This window comes from Angustibacter speluncae, from assembly GCF_054777815.1.
Genome location: NZ_BAAHAF010000053.1, coordinates 35,389 through 52,730, shown reverse-complemented (window position 1 = coordinate 52,730; position 17,342 = coordinate 35,389). Strand labels below are relative to the sequence as shown.

Here is a 17,342-nt window from a genome sequence, read left to right as displayed (position 1 = left end):
TCGGCGGCGGCGCCGTCGCCCGGCTGAGCCTCGCCGCCCTGGCCGCGACCGGCCCGCCCGCGCGCCGGCCGCTCGTGCACCTCGAGCACGGCCCGCTCGACGTCGTCGACCAGGTCGCCGTCGGCCACGATCACCAGGTGGTCGCCCGCCGCGAGCCGGGTGCCGGCCGAGGGCGGCGCGGCGTCCTTGCCGTGCACCACCAGGCTGACGACCGCGCCCTCGGGCAGCGCGAGGTCGACCGGACGCACCCCGCACAGCGCCGACCCCGTCGGCACGGTGACGCCGAGCATGTGCCGGTCGAGGCCCTCGAGCGGTGCCGAGTCGAACTCGAGCTCGCGCGCCTCGGCGGGGTCGGCCACCCGCAGCCACCGCGCCACCAGCGGCAGCGTCGGCCCCTGGATGAGGGTGTCGAAGGCGACCAGGACGAACACGATGTGGAAGAGCAGCTCGGCGCCGGGCATGCCGGCGGCGAGCGGGATCGTGGTCAGGACGATCGGCACCGCCCCCCGTAGACCGGCCCACGACAGGAACGCCTGCTCGCGCCAGGGGACGCGGAACGGCGTCAGCGACAGCACCACCGAGAGCGGACGGGCGAGCAGCAGCAGCCCGAGGCCGATGACCAGGCCGGGCAGCAGCGCCTCGTCGAGCTGGTCGATCTCGACGAGCGCGCCGAGCATGACGAACATCGTGATCTGGGCGAGCCAGCCCATCCCCTCGGACAGGCTGAGCACGGCGGCCCGGTGCGGCAGGTGCGAGTTGCCGATCACGACCGCCGCCAGGTAGCAGGCCAGGAACCCCGAGCCGTGCACGAGCGCGGCGCCCGCGTAGGCGAGTACCCCGAACGCCAGCGCCGCCAGCGGGTAGAGCCCGGCGGCCGGCAGGGCCACCACGCGCAGGGTGAAGGCGCCGACGTAGCCGAGGGCGACGCCTGCGATCGCCCCGATCACCAGCTCGGTGAGGATCGACCAGCCGAGGTCGCCCACCGACAGCGCGGCGAGCGGCGTCGCCGCGATCGCGGTGACGAGGATGACCGACGGGGCGTCGTTGAGACCCGACTCGGCCTCGAGGATCGCGGTCAGCCGGTGCGGCAGCGGCAGCTTGCGCAGCTGGGAGAACACCGCGGCGGCGTCGGTGCTCGACACGATGGCGCCGAGCAGCAGCGAGGTGTGCCAGTCGATGCCGAGCAGGAAGTGCGAGGCCGCGGCGGTCGCGCCGGCCGACACCAGCAGGCCGACGACCGAGATCGAGATCGACGGCCCGATGACCGGCGAGATCGTCCGCCACGGCGTGGCGAGGCCGCCCTCGACCAGGATCAGGACGAGCGCCGCGGTGCCGATCAGCTTCACCGTCTCCGCGTCGTCGAGGGTGACGACGTCGCTGACCTGGCCCACGGCGACGCCGCCGGCGAGGAACACCAGCAGCGCCGGCAGCCCCACCCGGGTGGCGACGCGCGCGCCGACGACGGCGGCGAGCAGGGCGAGGGCCGCGATCGCGGCCGAGACGTTGAAGCCGTGCAGGGGGTTCTCGGACGCGGCGTGCAGGGGGCCGGCCAGGACGAGGTCGGTCATGCGCACATCGTCCCGTACCGCGGCGGCCCGGGGCGGGCCGTTCCACAGCGCGCCTGGTGCGGTTGCGCCATGCGGGGTGGCCCCGTGGGATCTGGCTGCGCGCGGTGGCGGCCGAGGATCGTCGTGGGCACAGCCGGACCGATCTCGGGAGACCCGTCGTGCCTGTCGCCACCTGCCCCGCCCCGCCCGCCGTCCGCGCGGCCGCGCCGGAGCCCGCACCGTCCCGGCCACCCACCGACGCCCTCGTCGCGCTGCACCTGCGCGGCGTGGCCGGCAGCGTCGGGCAGGCCCGGCACCACGTGCGGGTCGTGCTTGTCGAGCACGGGCACCACGGGCTCGTCGACGACGCCGAGCTGGCGGTGAGCGAGCTGGTCGGCAACGTCGTGGTGCACGCCCGCACCGACTGCGACCTGGTCGTGCGGGTCGAGCCGCGCCGGGTGCTGCTCCTCGTGCGCGACGGCGACCCCACGCTGCCGGTCGCCCGGGCGGCCGACGAGGACGACGTCGACGGCCGGGGTCTGGCGCTGGTCGACGCGGTCGCGTCCGCGCGCGGCGCCGAGCGCTCCGGCGACGGCAAGGTGGTGTGGTGCGCCCTGGCCGCGTGAGGCCGGACGGGGGAGGAAGAGCAGAGAGGGTGGCCAGAAGCGGGGTCGAACCGCTGACCTTCCGATTTTCAGTCGGACGCTCTACCAACTGAGCTATCTGGCCCTCTGCGAGCAGGTGACCTGCTCGCCGAGCGACCCCGACGGGACTCGAACCCGCGACCTCCGCCGTGACAGGGCGGCGCGCTAACCGACTGCGCTACGGGGCCTTGTTCGCACAAGGCGTTCGTGCTGTACCCCCAACCGGATTCGAACCGGCGCTGCCGCCTTGAAAGGGCGGAGTCCTAGGCCGCTAGACGATGGGGGCCGAGGAGCTCGACCGATACCGTCCACCAGCCTCGGGACGAGACCGTCGAGGACGTCGGACAGCATAGGGCCAGCGGCCCGCCAACTCCAAAGCGGTACCCGCGGGGCAGGATGGGGGCGTGGTCGAGATGACGCGCGAGGCCTTCGAGGAGGCCGTCTCGGACGCCCTCGACCTGGTCCCGCCGGAGCTGGCGCGGCAGATGCGCAACGTGGTCGTGCTGGTCGAGGACGACGCCCCGCAGGACGAGCCCGACCTGCTCGGGCTCTACGAGGGCACGCCCCTCACCGAGCGCGACGGCTGGTGGGACGCCGGCTCGCTGCCCGACCGCATCCTGGTCTTCCGCAACCCGACGCTGCGCGTCTGCGACACCGTCGACGACGTCGTCGAGGAGGTCGCGATCACCGTCGTCCACGAGATCGCGCACCACTTCGGCATCGACGACGAGAAGCTGCACGAGCTGGGCTGGGGCTGAGCGCCCCGCCGCTCACAGGTGGGCGTCGTAGAAGCGCACCAGCCGGTCGACGGCCTGGTCGACGTAGCGCGGGTCGTCGTAGAGCTCGTAGTGCCCGGCGCCCTCGACGACCAGCAGGTCGACCGGGTTCGGCGCCAGGGCGAACAGCTCGTGCCCGGCCGAGGGCCTGGTCGTGCGCGCCATCGACGACGACGACCTGCGCCGGCACCGCCTCGCCACCACCGAGGCGGGCCGGCAGGTGCTGGGCGAGGCCCTGGACGCGCTGTCCGCCGAGTTCGCGGCGACCACGGCCAGGCTGGCCCCCGCCGACCGCGCCGAGCTGCTGCGGCTGCTGACCGAGCTCGACCGCGACGACTGACGTCGCTCAGTCGTGCAGCAGGCCGGCGTCGTGGGCGAGGATCGCCACCTGCACCCGGTTCGTCGCCTCCAGCTTGAGCAGCAGCCGCGACACGTGCGCCTTCACCGTCGCCTCGGACAGGAACAGCGTGCGGCCGATCTCGGCGTTCGACAGGCCGCTGCCGACGGCGACCAGCACCTCGCGCTCGCGGTCGGTGAGCACCTGCAGCCGGGTCAGCGCCCGCTGCCGGCGTCCCTGCGCGCCCTCGGTCGCGTAGTGCCCGATGAGGGTGCGCGTGACGCCGGGCGACAGCATCGCGTCGCCGGCGGCGACGACCTTGACGGCCGAGACGAGCTCGCGCGGCGGCGTGTCCTTGAGCAGGAACCCGCTGGCTCCCGCCTCCAGCGCGCGGAAGACGTAGTCGTCGAGGTCGAAGGTGGTGAGCACCAGCACCTTCGGCGCGGGGTCGAGCGCGGTGATGCGGGCGGTCGCGGCGAGGCCGTCGACCTTCGGCATCCGGATGTCCATGAGCACGACGTCCGGGCGCGAGGCGTGCACCGCGTCGACCGCCTGCGCGCCGTCGACCGCCTCGGCGACCACCTCGAGCGCGGGGTCGGACGACAGGATCATCGACAGCCCGGCGCGCACCAGCGGGTCGTCGTCGACCAGCAGCACGCGCAGGGTGCGCGCCTCGGCGCCGGTACCGGCGGTCGTCACGGGCGGTCCTCCTCGGGGACGGGTGCGTCGGGCGCCTCGGGTGCGTCCGGGTCGTCGGGCACGGCCGCGTCGACGGGGAGCAGCGGCGGGGCGAGCGTGGCCAGCCTGCCCGGTGCGGGCGACCCGGCCGGTCCCGGGGGTGGCCACGGCGCGGGCGCACCGGCGGGCACCGGTGCGGGCGCCGGCCCGGGCGGGAGCGCGGGCCAGGGGAGCCAGGCCCGGACGCGGAAGCCGTCCGGCGTCGGGCCCGCGTGCACCTGGCCGCCGGCGAGCCGGACCCGCTCGGCGAGGCCGTCCAGGCCGGTGCCCGTGCCGGGCAGCAGCGGCTCGACCGTCGAGCCGACCGGACGCGGGTTCGCGACCTCGATGTCGATCCGCCCGCCGGGACGTCCGCGCACGAGCACCGCGGCGCTCACGCCGTGCGCGTGCTTGTGCACGTTGGTCAGGGCCTCCTGGACCACGCGGTAGACGGTGCGGCCGAGCTGGTCGGGCACCGGCGCGTCCGGCACGTCCCAGTCGAGCCGGACGGGCACGCCGGACGAGCGCGAGGCCTCGACGAGCGCGCGGACGTCGGCGAGGCCGGGCTGCGGGGTGAGGTCCTCGGCGACGGCGAGCGGCGTGGTGCGGGCGGTGGTGACCAGGTCGTCGCCCTCGGTACCGCGCAGGACGCCGAGCACGCCGCGCAGGTCGTCCAGGGCCTGCCGGGCGGTCGTGCGAATGAGCCCGGCGACGCGCTCGACCTCCGCGGGGCCGGCGCCGGAGTTCACCTCGAGGCCGCCGGCCTGCAGCGTCACCAGCGAGATCTTGTGCGCCAGCACGTCGTGCATCTCCTGCGCGATCCGCGACCGCTCGGCCAGCCGGGCCTGGTTGCTGCGCATCGCCTGCTCCGACTCGGCCCGTTCGGCCCGCTCGCGCAGGCTCACCAGCAGCGCGCGGCGGCTGCCGATGTAGGCGCCGCCCGCGACGGCGAACCCGTACATGGGGCTCGCGAGCAGCACGCCCCCGAGCGGGTCGATCATGATGAACGTCGACGACACGACGCTGCCCGCCCAAGCGCCGAAGGCCACGACGACGAGCCAGCGGTCGCGACGCTGGATCGCCAGCGCGAACAGGGCGAGCCACGCCGCGGCGTAGGTGAAGGCCAGCAGGCAGCCCACGGCCGCGATCGCGGCGATCGGCAGCGCCCAGGTGCGGCGGCGCACGAGCAGCAGGGTGAGCGCGGCGTTGCCGAGGGCGGCGGCGACCCCGGGCACCGTGCCGCCGACCGAGCCGGCGTAGCCGGTGATCAGCCCCGCGCCCACCAGCCCGAGGACGACGTACGCCGTCGTCGACAGCGGGCCCGAGCTGCGTGTCCACAGGGCGCGGGCGCGGTCGGTGAGCGTCACCGCAGCAGCGTAGGCACCGCGGCCGCCGCCGGTCGTCCACCGCACGTCGGTCCGACCGGCGCGCGGGCACCGACTTTCGTCTGCCCGGGAGCAGACCGCGGACCGACGCGCGGGGCCGGGTGCGCGCAGCAGGCTCGTCGCATGATCTCGATCGAGCGCCTGACCAAGCGCTACGGCCGCACCCTCGCCGTCGACGACGTGAGCTTCGCGTGCGCACCGGGCACGGTCACCGGCTTCCTCGGCCCGAACGGGGCGGGCAAGTCCACCACGCTGCGGGTGCTCGCCGGCCTGACCCGGGCGACGTCCGGGCGGGCGACGGTCGGCGGGGCGGCGTTCCGCGAGCTGCGCAACCCCGGCCGCGTGGTCGGCACCGTGCTCGACGCCACCGCCCACCACCCCGGCCGCACCGGCCGCGAGACGCTGATGCTGGCCGCCATCGCCACCGGGGTCCCCACGTCGCGGGTCGGCGAGATGCTCGACCGCGTCGGGCTGCACGCCGCCGCCGGCCGCCGGGTCGGCGACTACTCGCTGGGGATGCGGCAGCGGCTCGGGATCGCCCAGGCGCTGATCGGCGACCCGCACGTCCTGGTGCTCGACGAGCCGGCCAACGGCCTCGACCCCGAGGGCATCCGCTGGATGCGCGGGCTGCTGCGCGGCTTCGCCGACGCGGGCGGCACGGTGCTGCTGTCGAGCCACCTGCTGGCCGAGGTGCAGGCGACCGTCGACCGGCTCGTCGTCGTCGCGGGCGGCCGGGTGGTCGCCGACGGCGCGCTCGACGAGGTGCTCCGTCCGCCGTCCGGCGTGCTGGTGCGCGGTCTCGACCACGACGCGCTCGTCGCGGCGCTGGTCGCGGGCGGGCTCGGGGTCTCGCCGCACGGCGACCTCGCCCGGGTCGAGGCCGACGCCGAGCAGGTGGGACGCGTGGCGCTCGCCGCCGGCCAGGCCGTGCTCGAGCTGCGGGCCGACGACACCCGGCTCGAGGAGCTGTTCCTCGACCTCACCTCGGCGTCCACTCCGCTCCCGGCGCGGGCACGGGTGGCGGTGGCGGCGTGACCGGTCCGCCCGAGACGCTCGAGTTCCTCGAGGTCGAGCCCGGTCTGCGGCCCCTCGCGCGCGCCATGGCGGTGCGGGGACCGTCCTGGTGGACGGTGCTGCGGCTCGAGCTGCGCAAGGCGGTCGACACCCGCGCGAGCCGCGCCGTGCTGCTGGCGGTGCTGCTGCTCGCCGTCGGCGCGCTCGCCTACGAGCTCACCGACGCCCGGTCCGCGGCGGCCGCCGACCCGGGCGCGGTGTCGTTCCCGGCGTACCTCGCCCGCGCGTTCGACGGGGTCGCGCTGCTGCTGCCCGTGGTCGGGGTGCTGGCGACCACCAGCGAGTGGACGCAGCGCACCGCGCTGTCGACGTTCACGCTGGTGCCCCGGCGCGGGCGGGTGCTGGCGGCCGAGGTCGTCGCGGCGCTGCTCGTGGCTCTGGCGGCCTCGCTCGTCACCGCGGTCCTCGCGGTCGGCGGTGCCGTCCTGGGTGCGTGGTGGGCGGGGGTGCCCGCCTCCTTCGACGGTGCGACCGACGCCGTCCTCGGCGAGCTCACCACGACGCTGCTGCTGACGCTCACCGCCGCCGGGCTGGGGGCGCTGCTCGGCGCCACGGTGCCCGCGCTCGTCGCGTTCCTCGTGCTCCCGCTCGCGGTCGCGCTGGCCGCGCCGCGGGTGCTGGGCGAGGCCGCGCCGTGGGTCGACCTGCACGGCGCACTCGTCGACCTGGCGGCGCGCTCGGGGACGTCGTGGCCGCAGGTGGGGACGGCAGTGGCGCTCTGGGTGGCGCTGCCGCTCGCGGCGGGCGCCGTGCGCTCCCTGCGGCGGGAGGTCTCCTGACCACCTGACCGCGGGATCGGGGGGAGCCCCGGCGACGGGTCCGGATCGTGGGACGTCACGTCCGCGCGCTGGACACGTCGCCGGGGCTCGGTCATCGTGGACGCCAGGTCAAGAGCGCCAGCGACAAGCCCCGGCTCGCTGGCCGGCAACCCTCCTCCGCGGTGGGGTGCCCCGGGTGACGACCAGGCCGTGGCCCGACCGGGTCCGGCAAGTGCGGACCCGTTGCGGTCCCGGACCCGAGGACCAGCGATGACCACCACCCCCCTCGCCCAGCGCTCCTTCGTCGCACCGCTGCTGCCCGTCGTGGGCGCCGCCACCGACGTCCCGCTCGCCACCGGCGGCACCGCCGCCTACGCCAACCTCGACTACGCGGCCAGCGCCCCCGCGCTCGTCGCGGTGCAGGAGCGGGTCGAGCAGGCCCTGCCCTACTACTCGTCCGTGCACCGCGGCGCCGGCTGGCTGTCGCAGGTGAGCACCCGCGCGTACGAGGCCTCCCGCCGCCGCATCGGCCGCTTCCTCGGTGCCCGCGACGACGACGTCGTCGTGCTCACCCGCAACACCACCGACGCGCTCAACCTGCTCGCCACCGCGGTGCCGACCGGTGCCGGCGACGTGCTCGTGCTCGAGATCGAGCACCACGCGAACCTGCTGCCGTGGCTGCGGCTGCCGCACCGGGTGCTCGCCCCGTCCGGCACGCTCGAGCGCACCCTCGACGCGGTCGAGGACGCGCTGCGGGCGCACCCCACCGCGCTGCTCGCCGTCACCGGCGCCTCGAACGTCACCGGCGAGGAGCTGCCGGTCGCGCGGCTGGCCGCCCTCGCCCACACCTACGGTGCGCGCATCGTGGTCGACGCCGCCCAGCTCGCCCCGCACCGCCGGGTCGACCTCGAGGGCTCCGACCTCGACTACGTGGCGCTCTCGGGCCACAAGCTCTACGCGCCGTACGGCGCCGGCGTCCTCGTCGGCCGACGCGACTGGCTCGACGCGGCCGAGCCGTACCTGGCCGGCGGCGGCGCGGTCCACGAGGTCGCGCTGGCCGAGGTGCGCTGGGCGCCGGCTCCCGCGCGGCACGAGGCGGGGACGCCGAACGTCCTGGGTGCGGTCGCGCTCGCGGCTGCGTGCGACGCGGTCGCCACGCTGCCCGAGGGTGCGCTCGAGGTGCACGAGGAGACGCTGCGCTCCCGCCTGGTCGAGGGGCTCGTGCAGGTCGACGGCGTTCGCGTGCAGCGCATCTGGGACGACACCCCGTCGACGATCGGCGTGGTGACGTTCACCGTCGCCGGCTACGACGCCGGTCTGGTCGCCGCGGTGCTGAGCGCCGAGCACGGCGTCGGCGTGCGCGACGGCAAGTTCTGCGCGCACCCGCTGCTGGCGCGGCTCGGTCTCGACGACGGCGCCGTCCGGGCGAGCATCGGGGTGGGCACCTGCTCCGACGACGTCGACCGGTTGCTGGCCGGCGTGCGCGCCCTGGTCGCCGACGGCCCGCGGCTCGCGTACGAGCTCGTCGAGGGCCGGTGGGCGCCGGTCGGCGACCCCCGCGCGCTGCCCGCGTGGCTCGACGACGAGGGCCACGGCTCGGCGTCGCCCTGTCAGAGCGCCTGAGCCGCAACGGCTCTCGTCAGTCCGCACCCGCTGCCGGCTCGGGGGGCAGCGTGTGCGCGGCGATCGCGAGCTGGGTGCGGTTGGTCAGCCCGAGCCGGGTGAGCATCGCGGACACGTCGGCCTTGACGGTGCCGCTCGAGACGTAGAGCTCGGCGGCGATCTCGGCGTTGGTGAGGCCGCGCGCGACCGAGCGGGCCACCAGCAGCTCGCGCTCGGACAGCGCGGAGGCTTCGAGGGCCGGCTCGGGAACCGTTGCCGCAGAACCGGTCCCGACGTGCGCGACCAGAGCGCGCAGCGCGCTCGGGCTGAAGGCGGGCTCGCCGCTCGCGGCCGCGCGGACCGCGTCGACGATCCGGTCGGGCGGGGAGTGCTTCAGCAGGAAGCCGACCGCCCCCGCCCGCACGGCCTCGAGCACGCTCGCGTCGGACTCGAACGTCGTGAGCACGATCGCGGCCGGCCGCTCGTGCGGTTCCACCTGCGCGAGCCGGCGAATCGCCTCGATGCCGTCGACGACGGGCATCCGCACGTCGACGAGCAGCACGTCCGGCCGGTGCGCGCGGACGAGGTCGGGCACCTGCTCGCCGTCCCCGGCCTCGCCGACCACCTCCACGCCCTCGGCGCCCGCCAGCAGCAGCCGCAGGGCGCGGCGCACGAGCGGGTCGTCGTCGACGAGGGCGACCGAGACCGGTCCGGTGGCAACGGGTGTCACGTCCGCCACGGCAGCTCGACCTCCAGCGTGAACTCGCCGTCGTGCGCGCCGGTGCGCAGCGTGCCGCCGTCGAGCCGCACCCGCTCGCGCAGCCCCGCGATGCCGGTACCCGCGCCCGGTATGGCGTCGGCGCCGAGCAGCTCTGCGCCCGCGACGCCCAGCGGGAGCGGGTTGCGCACGACCGCGACCACGCGGCGTCCGGGCTCGACCTCGACGCGCACGTCGACCTCGGCGCCGGGGGCGTGCTTGCGCGCGTTCGTCAGCCCCTCCTGCACCGCGCGGTAGACGGTGCGGTGCGCCTGGCGGCGCAGGTCGGCCAGCGGGGAGGGGTCGTCGGGCAGGTGCAGCCGCACGCGCTGGCCCGACCGCCGCGCCTCGGCGACCAGCCGGGGCAGGTCGGCCACCTCGGGCTGCGGCCGGGCGGTGCCGAGCGCGTCGTCGTCGGTGGAGCCGTCCGGGTCGTCGCGCAGCACCGTGAGCACCTCGGCCAGCTCCTCGAGCGCGCGGTGCGCGCTGTCGCGGACCACCTCCGCGCTCTCGTGCAGCTCCGCGTCGTCCGGACGCTGACCGCCTGCGCGGGTGCGGTACTCGAGCGCGCCGGCGTGCACCGACAGCAGCGACAGCCGGTGCGCGAGCACGTCGTGCATCTCCCGCGCGATCCGCGCGCGCTCGGCGCCCCGCACCGTCTCGAGCCGCGACTCGTACTCCCGCCGGTCGCGCTCGGCCGACTCGACCAGCCCGACGATGACCTGCCGCCGCGACCGCACGGCGGCGCCGCTGGTGACCACGACCGCGTAGAGCAGCACCAGCACCAGCGTCCAGGCGACGAAGCCGTCGGGCACGATCGGGAACAGCAGGTAGTAGGGGACCGCGACGACCAGGTGCGCCGCCGCCACGGCCAGCGCGACGCGCAGCGGCCGCAGCGTCGCCACCGTCCACACCGACACCAGGGTGGGCACCATCGCCGACAGGAACAGCCCGCCCACGACGCCGAGGACGAGGGCGACCTGCACCGGGTGGGTGCGCCGCCACCGCAGCGCCACCACGGCGAGCAGCCCGCCGACGAGGTCGACCGGCTTCCACCAGGCCGGGATGACGCTCCACGCCTCGTCCTGGCCGAAGGCGCTCAGGCACCAGCCGCCGACCAGCGCGAGCACCAGCACGACGTCGCGCACCCGCACCCGGCGGGTGCGCACCGCCTGCTCCTGCTGCCGGTGCACGCCACGACCCTACGGCTGCGGTCCACCGCGTCCCGGCGCCCGGAGGGCGGTCTGGTCGTCCGGCGGCCGGGTCTGGACGATCGGCGCGGGACGCGGACGGGCCGCGCGGCGCAGGCTGGTGGCATGACGACGAGCACCCGTCCCGACCTGCCGCCCACGGGGGCCGGCCCCGCAGCGCCCGCGCTCGAGCTGGTCGACCTCACCAAGGACTTCGGCGGCAACGTCGCCGTCGACCACGTCGACCTCGGCGTGCCCACCGGGTCGTTCACCGGGCTGGTCGGCCCGAACGGCGCCGGCAAGACGACCGCGCTGTCGATGGCGACGGGGCTGCTGCGTCCGACGTCCGGCACCGCCCGGGTGCTCGGCACCGACGTCTGGGCCGACCCGGTGCGCGCCAAGGCCTCGCTGGGGGTGCTGCCCGACGGGCTGGCGCTGCCGGAGCGCCTCACCGGCGCCGAGCTGCTCGGCTACTGGGGACGGCTGCGCGGGCTCCCGCTCGAGACGATCCGCTCGCGCACCGTCGAGCTGCTCCGGGTGCTCGAGATGACCGAGGCCGAGGAGGACGGCCTGGTGGTGATGGAGTACTCGACCGGCATGCGCAAGAAGATCGGGCTGGCGACCGCGCTGCTGCACGCGCCGCGGGTGCTGGTGCTCGACGAGCCCTACGAGGCGGTCGACCCGGTGTCGGCCCGCGTGGTCACCTCGATCCTGCGCAGGTTCACCCGCTCCGGGGGGACGGTCGTGATGTCGAGCCACGTCATGCCGCTCGTCGAGCAGCTGTGCGACCGCGTGGCGATCATCGCGCGCGGGCAGGTGCTCGCCGACGGGACGCTCGACGAGGTGCGCGCGGGCGGCACGCTCGAGGACCGCTTCGTCGACCTGGTCGGCGCCCGCGACCTCGCGGGCGAGGAGCTGGCGTGGCTGGGGGAGTGATTGCGCGCCCCGCCGAGATCGGGTGGGGCGAGCTGGTCCGCACGCTGGTCGCGATGAGGTTCACGATGCTGCGGCACGCGCCGAAGGGGCAGCGCCCCCTCGGGTGGGTGCTCGGCGGCGTCCTGGTGGCGGGCTCCTGGGCGGCGGTGCTCGCGGCCGACGAGGCCGTCCGCTCCGACGTGCTGCTGCTCGTCCTGGTCGGGTGGGGCGTCGGCAGCGCGCTCGGGCCGGTGACGATGAGCGGTCCGGGGGTGCTGCGGGCCGACCAGCTGTCGCTGCTGCCCGTCTCGCGCGGCCGGATGGCGGCCGGGCTGCTCGCCGCGACCTTCCCCGGGGTCGCGTCCGGCTTCGTCCTGCTCGCGGTGCTCTCGCCGCTCGCGCTCGCGACCTCGGCGGGCGCCGCCGCGGTCGCGGTGGTGGGTGGGGTCCTCACCTGGGTCGTGATGATCACCGCGTCGCGGCTGGTGTTCGGCGTGCTCGGCTCGCTGATGCGCACCTGGCTCGGCGTCGAGATCTCAGCGCTCCAGTTCGGCGCGATCATCTCCGCGATGCTCGCCGGCTGGATGGTCGTGTCGACCGCGTTCGGCACCGTGCCGGACCTGCTGCGCGGCGGCCTGCCCGACGGCCCGGTGGTCGACGTGCTGCGCGCGCTGCCGTCCGGCTGGGCCGTCGTCGCGGTCGGGTCGGCCTCGGCGGGCGACCCTGCGCAGGCCGCCGCGTGGACCGGCGCGCTGGTGGCCCTGGCCGCCCTGCTGGCCGGTCTCGCCGCGCTGGTGCTGCGGCCGGACCTGCGCCGCGACCGGGGCGGACGGCGTCGCCGCCTGCTCGGCAGCGGGGTGCTGACCGGGCGCCGCGTGCTGCCGGACACCCCCCTCGGCGCGGTGGTCGGCAAGGAGCTGCGGCAGTGGTGGCGCGACCCGTGGCGGGGCCTGGAGGTCCGCACCGCCGTCTACACCGGCCTGCTGACCGGCGCGCTCGCCCTGGTGTCGGTGCAGTACCAGGCGCTCGCCCCGCTGGCGGGGCTCGTCATCGCGTTCATGGTCTGCCTCGCGGCCTGCAACCTCTACGGTCAGGACGGCTCCGCGGCCTGGCTCACCGTGGTGGGCGAGAGCGCGACGACGGCGCGGGACGAGGTGCGCGGGCGCCAGGTCGCGGTGCTCCTGCTGTTCGGCGTGCCGACCGTGCTGATCTCGCTGCTGCTGGTGCTGGTGGGCGGCGCGCACTGGGCGTGGCCGCTCGTGCTGGCCGCGCTGCCGGCGCTGCTCGGGGTGGCGTCCGCTGTGGCCGTGAGCATCTCGGCCGTCGCGGTGTCGCCGGGGGTCGACCCGCGTCGACGGGTCGGCCCGAACGACGCGGGCGGCGATCTCGGCCTGCAGGCGCAGGTGGCCTTCTGGGGCACCGTGCTGCTGGTCGTGCCCACCGGCGTGGCGCTGGGCTGGGCGTACGCCGCCGGCTCGCCGTGGCTCGCGGTGCCGGTGGGGGTGGTCAACGGGGTGGCGGTGTGGTGGCTGCTGGGTCGCCTCACCACGGCGTTCCTGCGTCCGCGGCTGGTCGGCACGTTCATGCGCGTCCGGTACGGGCTGCGCGACGAGGCCGTGGGTGGGACGGGGTGGTTCGGGAAGCTGGAGAGCTCGAGCCACGAGTACGAGGCCAAGGTGCGGCGCGACAAGGAGGAGCACCGGCGTGGACGGAGCACGGTCGGTCCGGGGTGATCGTGTGCAGACCGGCGCCGCGCCCTCGGCTGCCGGGGTGCCGCACCGGTAGGCATGTCGCGTGACCGACTACGACGACTTCGCCGACTCCTACGACGCCGAGAACGAGCGGGGGTTCTTCAACGCCTGGTACGAGCGGCCCGAGACGCTGCGGCTGGCTGGTGACGTCACGGGCCTGCGGGTGCTCGACGCCGGCTGCGGCTCGGGACCGCTCACCGCGGCGCTGCTCGAGCGCGGCGCGGCCTCGGTCACCGGGTTCGACTCCAGCGCGGCGATGGTGGCGCTCGCACGCGGCCGGCTCGGTGACGACGTCGACCTGCACGTCGCCGACCTGGCGGCGCCGCTGCCGTTCGACGACGACGCCTTCGACCTGGCGACGGCGTCGCTGGTGCTGCACTACCTGCAGGACTGGTCGGTGGCGCTGGCCGAGCTGCACCGCGTCGTCGTGCCGGGCGGCCGGGTGCTGGTGTCGGTGAACCACCCGTTCGGCTACAAGCTCTCGTACCCCGAGGCCCCGTACTTCGAGGTCACGCGGTACTCGGAGGACTACGAGATGGCCGGCCGGACGGTCGAGCTGACCTTCTGGCACCGGCCGCTGCACGCGATGGCCGAGGCGTTCGAGCAGGCCGGGTTCCGCATCGCGGCGATCAGCGAGCCGCCGCCGGCGCCCGGAACGCCGCCGGAGCTGCTGCCGGGCATGGACGCGCCCAGGCGCTTCATCGGGTTCCTCTTCCTCGCCCTCGAGGTGGCGTAGCCCTCGCATACTGGGGCGGTGCCCAGGTCGTCCGCCGTCGCGACGTCGCTCGTCGCGGCCGTGGTGCTCGCCGCCGGGCTCGCCGCGTGCACGGCGCCCGCCGAGCCCACGGACGGGCCCTCGGTCACCGCGCCCACGCTCACCGGCGAGCTCACCCGGTACCGGCGCGACGAGGCGCTGCGTCGGCTGCAGGTGAAGCTCGGCCAGGCCGAGGGCGAGGACCCGGTCGAGGTGCTCACCCTGGCGCTGGAGCTGCCGGGGTACGCCGACGGCCCGCCGTCCGAGCTCGGCAGCACCTCGCGCCCGGGCGACGTCGTCGACCTGCCGGTGCAGCTCGGCGACCCCCTGTGCCCGGACGCCGGGGCGCCCACGACCGAGGACGCGGTGCCCGCCGGACCGGTGGTGGCCGTCGCGACGGTCGCCGGGCTCGACGAGCCGGTGCGGGTCGAGCTCACCGACCCCGACGGCGTCGGCCCGCAGACCTGGTCGCGCGAGTGCTCGTCGCTGGCCGCGCTCGACGCGGCGCCGCTCGCGCTCGGCCCGAGGTGGACGCGCGGTGGCGCACCGGGGGCGTTGTCGGCGTCCGGCGAGCTCGTCGTCGGCCCGGTGGCCGACAGCCGCGACGTGGAGGTGGTCGAGCTCGTCGGCACCACGCTCTTCTCGATCACCGGGCCCGTGCCGGTCGAGGTCGCTGCGGGAGAACGGGCCACGCTGCCGGTGACGGTCGTGCCCGCCCGGTGCGACCCGCACGCGGTGGGGGAGAGCAAGCGCGGCTACGCGTTCGGTGTCCGGGTCTCGGTCGACGGCGGCGAGCCGGTGCTCGTGACCGTCGAGCCGGTCGAGAGCGCGCGGGTGCAGCTGGAGGACGTGCTGCTCGAGCAGTGCGGGCTCGACTGAGCCGCAGTCAGATCCGTCGCAGCGTCTCCGGGTCGTCCTCGCCGCCGAAGTACCGGTCGAGCACGGCCCGGAAGGCGTCGCGCTGCTCGTCGTCGGTCGCGGCGTGCGCGAACAGGGTCATCGACGAGCGCAGCTTCAGGTCGTCCGGGGTCCCCATCACCGCCGTCGCGTCGCGTCCCGGCAGGTCGGTGAGGGCCTGCGCGCACTCCACCAGCCTCGGCCCGAGCACCGGGTGGGCGAGGTAGTCGCGCGCCTCGTCGAGGTCGGCGATCGCGTAGTGCTGCGCGGTCGACGACCGGCCGAGGCCGGCGACCTGCGGGAACACGAACCACATCCAGTGGGTCCGCTTGCGGCCGGCGCGCAGCTCGGCCAGGGCGGTGCCGTAGGTGCCGCCGTCGGCCTGGGCGGTGACGAAGCGGGTGAGGTCGGAGGCCATGCCCTCCACGGTGCCAGTAGGTTGCGACGATGGCCCCTCGAGCACTCGTCCGCCGTCCCAGCCCGCGCCTGGCCGAAGGGCTCCTGACGCACCTGGAGCGGCAGGACGTCGACCTCGACCTGGCCCGCCGGCAGTGGGAGGGCTACGTCGCCGCGCTGCGCGAGAACGGTTGGGAGACCGTCGAGGTCGACGAGGTGCCCGACTGCGCCGACGGCGTCTTCGTCGAGGACACCGTGGTGGTGCTCGGCGACCTCGCGGTGGTGTCGCGCCCGGGCGCGGAGTCGCGGCGTCCCGAGACCGACGGCACCGAGCGGGCGCTGCGCGACCTCGGGTACCGGGTCGCGCGCATCGAGGCGCCGGGCACGCTCGACGGCGGCGACGTGCTGAAGCACGGTCGTACCGTGTGGGTCGGCGTCGGTGGCCGGACGGACGACGCCGGCGTCGAGCAACTGCGGGCGCTGCTCGCCCCGGAGGGCGCCGAGGTCGTCGCGGTGCCGGTCTCGAAGGTGCTGCACCTGAAGTCGGCCGTGACGGCGCTGCCCGACGGGACGGTCGTGGGCTACGAGCCGCTCGTCGACGACCCGTCGGTCTGGCCGTCGTTCCTCCCGGTGCCGGAGGAGGGCGGGTCGCACGTCGTGGTGCTCGACGAGCGCACCGTCCTGATGGCGGCCAGCGCTCCGCGCACTCGAGAGCTGTTCGAGGACAGGGGTCTTCGCACCGTCGTGGTCGACATCAGCGAGTTCGAGAAGCTCGAGGGCTGCGTGACCTGCCTGTCGGTGCGGCTGCGCGAGGCCCCGGCGTAGGGGCGGTCAGGTCGTCGAGGTGAACGGCCGCGAGTCGTAGTAGGTGCTGAAGTCCGAGATCGCGTCCTCGGTGCCGCGCAGGACGCTCACGCCGCTGTACTCCACCGGCTCGCCGCCGGCCAGGGTGCCGGTCGACGTCCACTCGAGCACCGCCCCGTGCTCGTCGCAGATGGTCGGGCGGAACTCGGACCGGACGTCGTCGAAGACCTCGCGGTACTCGGTCCAGAACCGTCGCGCCCCGTCGGTGCCCGACTCCTCGTGCTGGCGGTCGCCCCGGCGCAGGGTGGCGTCGTCGGCGAACAGCGCCACCAGGCCGTCGACGTCGCGGTCGGTGTGAAGGCGGTGCAGCGCCTGGATGAAGGTGTCGGCTGTCTCGTGCACGGTGTCCTCCGGTTCGGGTGGGTTCCTCCCACTCTGCGGTCCGTGGGCCCGGGGCGCGAGCGGACCGCAGCGGACCGGGACGGTCCTCGACCGGTCGTAGCGTCGGCGGATGACCACCGAGGAGGGCGGGCTGCGGCTCGCCGAGCTGACCGTCGACAACCTGCCGGCCGCGACGCGGATCGCGTTGGCCCCGGGCCAGGAGCGCTTCGTCGCCCCCGTCGCAGAGTCCGTCGCCGAGGCGTACGTGAACCCGACGGCGTGGCCGCGGGTCGTGCTCGACGGCGACGAGGTGGTCGGCTTCGTGATGGCCAACTTCGACGCGGGCAACGAGGTCGCGGCGTTCCGGGCCGGGGTCTGGCGGCTGAACGTCGCCGCGGCCGCGCAGGGGCGGGGCGTCGGCCGGTTCGCCGTCGAGCAGGTCGCCGTCGAGGCGCGGCGGCGCGGGTTCGACCGCATCACCGTGCTCTGGGAGCAGGGCGAGGGCGGTCCGGAGGGCTTCTACCTGCGGCTCGGCTTCGTCCCCGAGGGCGAGCTGTTCGGCGAGACCGTCGGCGCGCTCGAGCTGGCGCCCGCGGACTGACGGGTCCGCCCGCAGCGAACGGTGGATGCGCCGGGTGCCGGTCCGGTGTTGCACCG

At 75.7% G+C, this 17,342-nt stretch carries 20 protein-coding genes, 3 tRNA genes and 1 riboswitch; of the genes, 12 read left to right on the top strand and 11 right to left on the bottom strand.

The annotated features are described in order from the left end of the window. On the bottom strand, nt 1-1,568 hold a 1,568-nt coding region (locus ACYVKY_RS06000), incomplete at its 3' end, for a potassium/proton antiporter (protein WP_460434061.1). Between the two features lie 158 nt (nt 1,569-1,726). On the opposite strand from ACYVKY_RS06000, the gene ACYVKY_RS05995 reads away from it, so the two are divergent. Further along, complete coding sequence (locus tag ACYVKY_RS05995) at nt 1,727-2,173, top strand: ATP-binding protein (protein WP_460434060.1); 447 nt, start codon at nt 1,727-1,729, stop codon at nt 2,171-2,173. Nucleotides 2,174-2,203: 30 nt separating this feature from the next. On the opposite strand, the gene ACYVKY_RS05990 is transcribed toward ACYVKY_RS05995, so the two are convergent. From ACYVKY_RS05990 to ACYVKY_RS05980, 3 genes are all read right to left on the bottom strand, one after another. Further along, nucleotides 2,204-2,276 (bottom strand) — tRNA-Phe (locus ACYVKY_RS05990). A gap of 29 nt (nt 2,277-2,305) precedes the next feature. Further along, nucleotides 2,306-2,379, bottom strand: a tRNA-Asp gene (locus ACYVKY_RS05985). A gap of 25 nt (nt 2,380-2,404) precedes the next feature. Further along, nucleotides 2,405-2,477: transfer RNA gene (locus ACYVKY_RS05980), tRNA-Glu, on the bottom strand. 127 nt (nt 2,478-2,604) lie between these two features. On the opposite strand from ACYVKY_RS05980, the gene ACYVKY_RS05975 reads away from it, so the two are divergent. Then, a complete protein-coding gene (locus ACYVKY_RS05975; protein ID WP_460434064.1) occupies nt 2,605-2,949 on the top strand; it encodes a metallopeptidase family protein in 345 nt (114 codons plus the stop codon). 12 nt (nt 2,950-2,961) lie between these two features. Here the strand turns inward: ACYVKY_RS05975 and ACYVKY_RS05970 are convergent, their stop codons facing one another. After that, nucleotides 2,962-3,132, bottom strand: coding sequence for a hypothetical protein (locus ACYVKY_RS05970; protein ID WP_460434059.1), 171 nt, complete (start codon nt 3,130-3,132; stop codon nt 2,962-2,964). Between ACYVKY_RS05970 and ACYVKY_RS05965 the strand changes: the two genes are divergently transcribed. After that, nucleotides 3,122-3,307 (top strand): hypothetical protein, encoded by a 186-nt coding sequence (locus ACYVKY_RS05965; RefSeq protein WP_460434058.1) that lies wholly within the window; start codon nt 3,122-3,124, stop codon nt 3,305-3,307. The genes ACYVKY_RS05970 and ACYVKY_RS05965 overlap by 11 nt on opposite strands. Nucleotides 3,308-3,313: 6 nt before the next feature. Here the strand turns inward: ACYVKY_RS05965 and ACYVKY_RS05960 are convergent, their stop codons facing one another. After that, the gene (locus ACYVKY_RS05960; RefSeq protein WP_460434063.1) at nt 3,314-3,916 is read right to left on the bottom strand and encodes a response regulator; all 603 of its coding nucleotides are present in this window, start codon (nt 3,914-3,916) and stop codon (nt 3,314-3,316) included. An 83-nt stretch (nt 3,917-3,999) separates the two neighbouring features. Beyond that, nucleotides 4,000-5,388 carry a sensor histidine kinase gene (locus ACYVKY_RS05955; RefSeq protein WP_460434057.1) on the bottom strand — a complete coding sequence of 463 codons (1,389 nt, stop codon included), beginning with the start codon at nt 5,386-5,388 and terminating at the stop codon, nt 4,000-4,002. 141 nt (nt 5,389-5,529) lie between these two features. On the opposite strand from ACYVKY_RS05955, the gene ACYVKY_RS05950 reads away from it, so the two are divergent. The 3 genes from ACYVKY_RS05950 (at nt 5,530) to ACYVKY_RS05940 (ending at nt 8,861) form a co-directional block, all read left to right on the top strand. Then, nucleotides 5,530-6,441, top strand: a complete 912-nt coding sequence (locus ACYVKY_RS05950) for a P-loop NTPase family protein (RefSeq protein WP_460434056.1) — start codon at nt 5,530-5,532, stop codon at nt 6,439-6,441. Then, nucleotides 6,438-7,259, top strand: coding sequence for an ABC transporter permease (locus ACYVKY_RS05945; protein ID WP_460434055.1), 822 nt, complete (start codon nt 6,438-6,440; stop codon nt 7,257-7,259). Before ACYVKY_RS05950 ends, ACYVKY_RS05945 begins: the two co-directional genes overlap by 4 nt. 106 nt (nt 7,260-7,365) lie before the next feature. Continuing rightward, nucleotides 7,366-7,479, top strand: a riboswitch (SAM riboswitch). Nucleotides 7,480-7,508: 29 nt separating this feature from the next. Then, entirely contained in the window at nt 7,509-8,861 is a 1,353-nt protein-coding gene (locus ACYVKY_RS05940; protein ID WP_460434054.1) for an aminotransferase class V-fold PLP-dependent enzyme, read from the top strand. 16 nt (nt 8,862-8,877) lie between these two features. Here ACYVKY_RS05940 and ACYVKY_RS05935 read toward each other — a convergent pair whose 3' ends face one another. Beyond that, nucleotides 8,878-9,570 (bottom strand): response regulator, encoded by a 693-nt coding sequence (locus tag ACYVKY_RS05935; RefSeq protein WP_460434053.1) that lies wholly within the window; start codon nt 9,568-9,570, stop codon nt 8,878-8,880. After that, nucleotides 9,567-10,790, bottom strand: coding sequence for a sensor histidine kinase (locus tag ACYVKY_RS05930; RefSeq protein WP_460434052.1), 1,224 nt, complete (start codon nt 10,788-10,790; stop codon nt 9,567-9,569). The genes ACYVKY_RS05935 and ACYVKY_RS05930 overlap by 4 nt, the downstream gene beginning before the upstream one ends. A gap of 123 nt (nt 10,791-10,913) precedes the next feature. Here ACYVKY_RS05930 and ACYVKY_RS05925 point away from each other — a divergent pair, with 123 nt between their 5' ends. The 4 genes from ACYVKY_RS05925 (at nt 10,914) to ACYVKY_RS05910 (ending at nt 15,086) form a co-directional block, all read left to right on the top strand. Then, entirely contained in the window at nt 10,914-11,723 is an 810-nt protein-coding gene (locus tag ACYVKY_RS05925) for an ABC transporter ATP-binding protein (RefSeq protein WP_460434051.1), read from the top strand. Next, nucleotides 11,720-13,435: a hypothetical protein gene (locus ACYVKY_RS05920; RefSeq protein ID WP_460434050.1), complete on the top strand. Its 1,716-nt coding sequence runs from the start codon at nt 11,720-11,722 to the stop codon at nt 13,433-13,435. Before ACYVKY_RS05925 ends, ACYVKY_RS05920 begins: the two co-directional genes overlap by 4 nt. Nucleotides 13,436-13,496: 61 nt before the next feature. Further along, entirely contained in the window at nt 13,497-14,189 is a 693-nt protein-coding gene (locus ACYVKY_RS05915; RefSeq protein WP_460434049.1) for a class I SAM-dependent methyltransferase, read from the top strand. Between the two features lie 18 nt (nt 14,190-14,207). Next, on the top strand, nt 14,208-15,086 hold the full coding sequence (locus ACYVKY_RS05910) for a hypothetical protein (protein ID WP_460434048.1): 879 nt from the start codon (nt 14,208-14,210) through the stop codon (nt 15,084-15,086). A gap of 7 nt (nt 15,087-15,093) precedes the next feature. Here the strand turns inward: ACYVKY_RS05910 and ACYVKY_RS05905 are convergent, their stop codons facing one another. Beyond that, nucleotides 15,094-15,522, bottom strand: a complete 429-nt coding sequence (locus ACYVKY_RS05905; RefSeq protein ID WP_460434047.1) for a DUF1810 domain-containing protein — start codon at nt 15,520-15,522, stop codon at nt 15,094-15,096. 29 nt (nt 15,523-15,551) lie between these two features. Here ACYVKY_RS05905 and ddaH point away from each other — a divergent pair, with 29 nt between their 5' ends. Then, a complete protein-coding gene (ddaH, locus tag ACYVKY_RS05900) occupies nt 15,552-16,325 on the top strand; it encodes a dimethylarginine dimethylaminohydrolase family protein (protein ID WP_460434046.1) in 774 nt (257 codons plus the stop codon). A 6-nt stretch (nt 16,326-16,331) separates the two neighbouring features. Here ddaH and ACYVKY_RS05895 read toward each other — a convergent pair whose 3' ends face one another. Next, entirely contained in the window at nt 16,332-16,706 is a 375-nt protein-coding gene (locus ACYVKY_RS05895; protein ID WP_460434045.1) for a nuclear transport factor 2 family protein, read from the bottom strand. Nucleotides 16,707-16,815: 109 nt separating this feature from the next. On the opposite strand from ACYVKY_RS05895, the gene ACYVKY_RS05890 reads away from it, so the two are divergent. Then, complete coding sequence (locus tag ACYVKY_RS05890) at nt 16,816-17,286, top strand: GNAT family N-acetyltransferase (RefSeq protein ID WP_460434044.1); 471 nt, start codon at nt 16,816-16,818, stop codon at nt 17,284-17,286. The last annotated feature ends 56 nt before the right edge of the window (nt 17,287-17,342 follow it).

Bases quoted from the DNA above. Each gene is read 5' to 3' on its own strand.
- ACYVKY_RS05975 (WP_460434064.1), top strand. From the start codon at position 2,605: ATGACGCGCGAGGCCTTCGAGGAGGCCGTCTCGGACGCCCTCGACCTG.
- ACYVKY_RS05970 (WP_460434059.1), bottom strand. From the start codon at position 3,132: ATGGCGCGCACGACCAGGCCCTCGGCCGGGCACGAGCTGTTCGCCCTG.
- ACYVKY_RS05960 (WP_460434063.1), bottom strand. From the start codon at position 3,916: ATGATCCTGTCGTCCGACCCCGCGCTCGAGGTGGTCGCCGAGGCGGTC.
- ACYVKY_RS05950 (WP_460434056.1), top strand. From the start codon at position 5,530: ATGATCTCGATCGAGCGCCTGACCAAGCGCTACGGCCGCACCCTCGCC.
- ACYVKY_RS05940 (WP_460434054.1), top strand. From the start codon at position 7,509: ATGACCACCACCCCCCTCGCCCAGCGCTCCTTCGTCGCACCGCTGCTG.
- ACYVKY_RS05925 (WP_460434051.1), top strand. From the start codon at position 10,914: ATGACGACGAGCACCCGTCCCGACCTGCCGCCCACGGGGGCCGGCCCC.
- ACYVKY_RS05905 (WP_460434047.1), bottom strand. From the start codon at position 15,522: ATGGCCTCCGACCTCACCCGCTTCGTCACCGCCCAGGCCGACGGCGGC.
- ddaH (WP_460434046.1), top strand. From the start codon at position 15,552: ATGGCCCCTCGAGCACTCGTCCGCCGTCCCAGCCCGCGCCTGGCCGAA.
- ACYVKY_RS05890 (WP_460434044.1), top strand. From the start codon at position 16,816: ATGACCACCGAGGAGGGCGGGCTGCGGCTCGCCGAGCTGACCGTCGAC.